Origin of the sequence: Paracoccus sp. (in: a-proteobacteria) (genome assembly GCF_047973135.1) — a bacterium.
Lineage (GTDB): Bacteria > Pseudomonadota > Alphaproteobacteria > Rhodobacterales > Rhodobacteraceae > Paracoccus.
This window is the reverse complement of record NZ_JBKEBL010000058.1, coordinates 1-2372: the sequence shown is the minus strand read 5'-3', so window position 1 is coordinate 2372 and position 2372 is coordinate 1. Positions and strand designations below refer to the sequence as shown.

The following is a 2372-nucleotide window of genomic DNA, read 5'->3' as shown; positions in this document are numbered from 1 at the left end:
GTTTTTCGTCGATCTGCCACAGATGCAGGTGATGGGCGCCGTCGACGCCGTCGATCCCGCGCAGCGCGGTCAGCACCATCCGGGGATCGATGCCCGGCGGCGCGGCCAGCATCAGCATGCGAAAGACCGGGCCGATTTCCATGCTGACATGCCACAGGATCACCGCCGAAATCGCCAGGGTCAGGATCGGGTCCGCCGGGTTCCAGCCAAAGGCCCAGATCAGCGCGCCGCCAATCAGCACGGCGACCGAGACCCCGGCATCGGCCAGATTGTGCAGAAAGGCCGCGCGGATATTCACGCTGTCCTTCGACAGCCGCCAGACCAGCGCCGCTGTGCCCAGATCGACGATCAGCGCCAGGGTTGCCAGCGCCATGACCAGACCGCCGCCGACCTCGGGCGGGTGGGTCAGCCGGCCCATGGCCTCGATGGCCAGCCAGAGGGAAATCGCGATCAGCGCCAGATAGTTGACGAATGCCGCGACGATTTCGGCCCGACCCCAGCCATAGCTCCAGTCCGGGGTCGAAGGGCGGCGCGCCAGCCGCCGCGCGCCAAAGGCCAGCACCAACGCCATCGCATCCGACAGGTTATGCACCCCGTCGGCGATCAGCGCGGTGGAATCGGCCACCAGCCCGCCGCCGATCTGCGCGGCGGTCAGCGCCAGATTGATCAGCACCGCCCAGCCGATCATGCCGTCGCCGCCATGGCTGTGCCCATGCCCGTGATGGTGCCCATGCCCGAGCTGCTGGCCATGCGCGTGCTGATGGTGGCCGTGCGAATGGGCCATCAATGCGCCTCGGCCCAGTTCGCGCCCTGACCGGCATCGACGATCAGCGGCACGGACAGTTTCACCGCAGGCTCGGCCGCATTCTCCATCACCTCGCGCGCGGAGGCGATCAGGGCGTCCACCGCATCCTCGCGCACCTCGAAGACCAGTTCGTCATGGACCTGCAACAGCATCGTCGCGGGCAGGTCGCGGATCGCGTCGGGCATGCGGGTCATGGCGCGGCGGATGATGTCGGCTGCGGCGCCCTGAATCGGTGCGTTGATCGCCGCGCGTCGCGCGCCCCCCGCCGCCGGGCCGGACTGGTTGATGCCGGGCGTGTTGATGCGCCGCCCGAACAGGGTGCGGACGAAACCGTCGCGCTTGGCATCCTCGACCGTCTTGTCCATATAGCCGCGAATCTCGGGGAAGCGTTCGAAATAGGTGTTGATGAAATCCTGCGCCTCGCCGCGCGGAATGCGCAGGTTGCGCGACAGGCCAAAGCCCGAGATGCCATAGATCACCCCGAAATTGATTGCCTTGGCGCGCCTGCGGATCATCGGGTCCATGCCCTCGACGGGCACGCCGAACATCTGGCTGGCGGTCATGGCGTGAATGTCGATCCCGTCGCGGAACGCCTGTTTCAGCGCCGGAATATCGGCGACATGGGCAAGGATCCGCAGCTCGATCTGGCTGTAGTCCAGACTGACAAGCCGGTGCCCCGGCGTGGCCACGAAAGCCTCGCGGATGCGGCGGCCTTCGTCGCTGCGGACCGGAATGTTCTGCAAATTCGGGTCGGTCGAGGCCAGCCGCCCGGTCTGCGCCCCGGCAATCGAATAACTGGTGTGGACCCGCCCGGTATCGGGGTTCACATGTTCCTGCAAGGCATCCGTATAGGTCGATTTCAGCTTGGCGATCTGCCGCCAGTCCAGCACGCGGGCGGGCAGATCGTGCTGGACGGCCAGATCCTCCAGCACGTCGGCGCTGGTGGAATAGGCCCCGGTCTTGCCCTGTTTGCCGCCCTCGATCCCCATCTTGTCGAACAGGATTTCGCCCAGTTGCTTGGGGCTGGCGACGTTGAATTTCTCGCCCGCCAGATCGTGAATTTCATCCTCTAGCTGCGCCATTTTCTGCGCGAACACATTCGACATGCGTTTCAGCACGTCGCCATCGACACGAATCCCCGCCATCTCCATCTCGGCCAGAACCGGCACCATCGGGCGTTCCAGCGTCTGATAGACGGTCGTAACCTTTTCGACCGGCAGCATCGGCGCGAAATGCTGCCACAGGCGCAGCGTGACCTCGGCATCCTCGGCGGCATAGGGGGTGGCCTTGTCAAGCGGCACCTGCGCGAAACCGATCTGCGACTTGCCACTGCCGATCAAATCCTTGATCGGAATGCATTTATGGCCCAGATACCGCTCGGCCAGTTCGTCCATGCCGTGATTATGCGTGCCCGCATTCAGCGCATAGGACATCAGCATCGTATCGGCCAGCGGTTCCATGCGGATGCCGTGGCGGGCCATGATCTTCCAGTCGTATTTGATGTTCTGCCCGATCTTGAGGATCGCCGGATCCTCCAGCACGGGTTTCAGCGCCGCCAGCACATCGG

2 protein-coding genes are annotated in these 2372 nt (G+C 64.9%); both read right to left on the bottom strand.

Annotation, left to right across the window (positions count from 1 at the left end):
* Positions 1 to 784: cation diffusion facilitator family transporter (locus ACK5L9_RS05255; protein WP_416910400.1), on the bottom strand; the 784-nt coding region annotated here is incomplete at its 3' end.
* Positions 784 to 2372: DNA polymerase I (polA, locus tag ACK5L9_RS05250; protein WP_416910399.1), on the bottom strand; the 1589-nt coding region annotated here is incomplete at its 5' end. The genes ACK5L9_RS05255 and polA, both read right to left, overlap by 1 nt.